Genomic DNA, 3,731 nt, shown 5'->3' with positions numbered 1-3,731 from the left:
ACACCCCCTCTAGGCCCGGGGGGTCGGTGATCCGCCCCCCCCCCCCCCCCCGGGGCCGGCCCCCCCGGGGGGGGGGGGGGCGGCCGGGCCCCCCCCCCCCCCCACCGGGGGGCCCGACGTTTCATGGGTGGGGCTCGTCGTCCGGGCGGCCGACGCCCGGCCCCGGAGTGCCGGGGCGTGGACGGACGGCTGATCCGGACCGCACGTCCCCAACGGGCCGTTGCCGTCGCACCGTGGCGGAGCACCGGCCGGTGGACACGGGTCGGGCCGTGCCGGGGAGTACCCGGCACGGCCCGATCGAATCGCGCCCGCTCGCCCGCTCAGCGACGGCCGAACAGCCTCGCCAGGAAGCCGCCCCCCTTGGCCGCGCTCCGGTCGCAGCTGCAGCGGTCGGCCTTGCGAACTCCGGCGAGCACCTGGTCGACGTGCATGCCGCACCCCGCGTAGGTGGCCTTGCCGCAGGTGCGGCACGTGGTACGTCGACACATGGCTGAACTCCTCGCGATCAGTTGGAAGGAAGACGTTCCCTTCGCTTCCAATATACCCATAGGGGTATATTGGAAGCGTTGGATATCCGGTTCTGGAATGTGCAGGACGGTCAACTCACGGAGGCCGCGCCCCGCACTTTCACCCGAAGGACACCAGGGCAGTCACGGGCCTTCTCGGGCGTCGCGGAAGACCTCTTCGAACACCTCGCAGGGCGCCGCCTCACCCACTACCGCCACGAGACCCACGCCCGCCGCTCCTCGTGGCCGACCACCACCTGGGACGACGGCTGGGATGGCCCCGTCTCCACCCACCCGGACGGATCCGTTCTCGCCCTGCGTGTGCTCCCGGAGCGGGACTGCTGACGGCGCAACGCCCAGGCGTGTTCCGGACTCTGGCTTCCGATCAGCGCGGTCGCCTGCTGGGCCGCAGACGCTGGGCGGCCGATGAGAGGTCGGGCCCGAGGGCACAGCCATGCCGCCGCCGTGCCCCGGGCACTGCCTATTCCTCGTCGTCGGCCTCCGGTCGCCAGGCCTGGAGCAGCGCGTGAACGGGAAGTGCGGAGTCCGGCACGGCGAGTCGAGTGACCGGCATGGCGCTGGTGGCCCCTGCGATCAGGTGCTCGCCGATGAGATGCGGGACGAGCAGAGCCACCGTGCCGGCCGGCCAGTCGGCCGCGACCTGATAGGTGGCGATGACGGCTGCCTCCCACCGGGTCAGCGGATCGCGGGCCCGTTCCTCGCAGGGTTCCTTCTCGACCGGAGGGATCTTGACGGCGAGAAGCTGCCGCGGGGCTTCGCCGTGCAGGGCGGCCTGTCGGCGGGCTTCGCGAATCCAGCCCGCGACGAGCCGCTCGAACGCGGCCTCGGCGTCCAGCCGGCCCTTGCGGCGGCGGCCGAACGCGTCGTCCACCACAGATGACACCGCGAAGCCGTTGTCCTCCAGGCGGTGCCACGACCAGGATGCCCGGTGCTCCCACTCGCGCCAGGCACGTCGCACCACAGTGGCCGCATCGGCGCCGAGGCCCGCGAACGCCGGGCCCGGCGTCAACTCCGGCTCCGATAGCAGCCTGACCGCCGCGGCCTCCACCAGCGGGACCGGCTGAACCAGGGCCGCGAACGCTCTGCGCTCCTCGTCGATGACCTCGGCGAGCCGGGCCTGCAACGGCTCGGCCCAGGGTCGCAGGACGGGGAACGCCCGGAGGGCGTTGTTGCTCTTGAGTAGGTAGGTGTCCAGGCGCCGCCAGTGTTCATGTCGATCGCGTCGCGTCTCCCGGGCGCGGGAGTAGCGCTCCCAGGCCTCGTCGTCGAAGTCCTCTTCCAGTTCCTCGACTTCGCCGTCCGGCTCGTTCGACGGCTCACCGGTACTGCTCGGGGGGTACTCGCCGGTGGCCAGGGCGAGGGCGGCATCGGCTTCCTCTGCCTTCTCCTTCTCCGAGTCGGGTTCTCGGTCGAGCCAGATCTTGAGGCCGCCGATGTCGATGACCGCCGCCAGGAGCTCGAGGATCGGATTGTCGGCGGGAAGCGGCCAGCGGCAGCTCCCGCACAGCCGTCCGACCGCCTCACCCAGCGGGATCTCGGCGCTGTGGACGGAGGACGCCTTCCGCAGTGTGCCGCAGTCTTCGTCGCCGTGGAGCTTGCCCTTGCCGGATGCCGCGCCGTAGCAGGCGAGGATGATGTCTCCGGCAGGTCCGAGCGGAACCTCCGAAGTGAACGTGTGGCCGAGCTGAACGAAGCGGACTGCTGCGGTAGTTGACGGCATGCTGGCACGCTATCCGTTCCCGCTGACACCAGCGCCGTCTTCCCCGCGCCGCCGTCCGCCGGCGCCCACGAGCCAGGGGCCCCTGCGGCTGCGGACGCTGTACCGCCAGCGGAATGGTGGGGGACAACTCCTCGGTGACTCGGGTACGGTGTCTGACCAGGTCCGGACCACCGACAGCATCGGCGGAACCAGCCTCGGCCGATGCTCTTCTTCACCGTCCGGAGGCGCGTCAGCAACGCGCCCACCAGCGGAACTCCGCCCAATTCTGCGCCTGTCGTTGCGCGCGCCTTCCACCGTACCGGAGTTCCCCACATGCCCGAGTACCAGCTCACCGCCACACCCCGCGACTTCCTCTGTGAACACACCCCCAGCAAAAGCCGAGTCCTCGCACTCCTCTCCCACGACGACGGCCCCGACTCGCTCCAGGCGACCGCGTCCCCGCCTGGATCACCCTCACCGAGCTCTTCGTCCACACTGTGTTCGGCTACGCCCTCGGCACCCACGCCCCCGGCCGCGCCCTGATGTTCGAGGCCCTCCCAGTCGCTCATCACCAGCTGCTCGGTCACGGCCTGGCGGCGTCGCTGCTCCACGAACGCGGTCTGGAGGTGATGCTCTCCAACAACCTCACCGCGGTCGAACCGGCCTCCTCCTCACCTGCCGATCTGGCCGCCGCCGCGGCCTACCCTGCACAACCGACTGTTCACGGACCCGGACCTCCTCGGTCGCTACCCCGACCTCTCCGCCCTCGGCGTCCCCGACGACATCTATGGCGCCGTCCGCCCCGGCGACCTGGACCTGATCCACGGCCCGGGCCTGGATGGCCTCGGCCTCAACTTCTACAACCCACCCGTGTCGCCGCCCCGACCGAGCCGGGCCTGCCCTTCGACCTCGTCGAGAACCCCGACGTCCCCCACACTGCCTTCGGCTGGCCCATCGTCCCCGACGCGCTTCGCCAACTCCTCGTCGGTTTGTGGGAGTTCTACGGCAAGGCTCTTCCACCTGTCACCATCACCGAGAACGGCTGCTCCGTCGCCGAGTCCAGCACCCCCGACCAGCCCCGCATCGACTTCATGGCTTCCCACCTCGAGGCCCTCGCCCAGGCCGTCGCCGAGGGCGTCGACGTTCGCGGCTACTACACCTGGTCCATCCTCGACAACTTCGAATGGGAGCAGAGGTTCAATCAGCGTTTTGGTCTCGTCCACGTCGACTTCGAGAGCCAGCGCCGCACTCCGAGGGCTTCGTACGCCTGGTACCGCGACCTGATTGCTGCCCACAAGGCGCGGCATACGAGGTAGGGACTCAATAACTCCCTTTGGTAATACGTAAGTTGGGGAGGCTCGTGGCCAGGCGGTTACGGTTTCTCTATAATGACACCCTGTTCGACGGGCCGAGGGGCTGTTCTGTCAGAGGTTCGGCCTCGTTCCCGTCGATTTCGCGACGCGGCGGCGCATCCCGAAGGCCTCGTACGCCTGGTATCGAGACCT

The 3,731-nt window shown here is 69.9% G+C and carries 4 protein-coding genes and 1 pseudogene; 3 read left to right on the top strand and 2 right to left on the bottom strand.

Annotation, left to right across the window (positions count from 1 at the left end):
* Window positions 1-320: 320 nt before the first annotated feature.
* Window positions 321-488 carry a hypothetical protein gene (locus ACIBEC_RS44660; protein ID WP_360508679.1) on the bottom strand — a complete coding sequence of 56 codons (168 nt, stop codon included), beginning with the start codon at window positions 486-488 and terminating at the stop codon, window positions 321-323.
* A 78-nt stretch (window positions 489-566) separates the two neighbouring features.
* Here ACIBEC_RS44660 and ACIBEC_RS44655 point away from each other — a divergent pair, with 78 nt between their 5' ends.
* Window positions 567-851 carry a hypothetical protein gene (locus tag ACIBEC_RS44655; RefSeq protein ID WP_360508676.1) on the top strand — a complete coding sequence of 95 codons (285 nt, stop codon included), beginning with the start codon at window positions 567-569 and terminating at the stop codon, window positions 849-851.
* A 136-nt stretch (window positions 852-987) separates the two neighbouring features.
* Here ACIBEC_RS44655 and ACIBEC_RS44650 read toward each other — a convergent pair whose 3' ends face one another.
* A complete protein-coding gene (locus ACIBEC_RS44650; protein WP_360508673.1) occupies window positions 988-2,247 on the bottom strand; it encodes a hypothetical protein in 1,260 nt (419 codons plus the stop codon).
* A gap of 437 nt (window positions 2,248-2,684) precedes the next feature.
* Here ACIBEC_RS44650 and ACIBEC_RS44645 point away from each other — a divergent pair.
* Window positions 2,685-2,912 (top strand): annotated as a pseudogene (locus tag ACIBEC_RS44645) (family 1 glycosylhydrolase); the annotation flags it as partial.
* Window positions 2,910-3,542, top strand: coding sequence for a family 1 glycosylhydrolase (locus ACIBEC_RS44640; RefSeq protein WP_360508764.1), 633 nt, complete (start codon window positions 2,910-2,912; stop codon window positions 3,540-3,542). The pseudogene ACIBEC_RS44645 and the gene ACIBEC_RS44640, both read left to right, overlap by 3 nt.
* Window positions 3,543-3,731: the final 189 nt, after the last annotated feature.

Source organism: Kitasatospora sp. NPDC051164 (assembly GCF_044455625.1).
In the GTDB taxonomy this organism is placed as follows: domain Bacteria; phylum Actinomycetota; class Actinomycetes; order Streptomycetales; family Streptomycetaceae; genus Kitasatospora.
This window is presented reverse-complemented; position numbering and strand designations above follow the sequence as displayed.

What these genes read in the sequence shown, in the direction of transcription:
- ACIBEC_RS44660 (WP_360508679.1), bottom strand. Translation starts at nt 488, where the DNA reads ATGTGTCGACGTACCACGTGCCGCACCTGCGGCAAGGCCACCTACGCG.
- ACIBEC_RS44650 (WP_360508673.1), bottom strand. Translation starts at nt 2,247, where the DNA reads ATGCCGTCAACTACCGCAGCAGTCCGCTTCGTTCAGCTCGGCCACACG.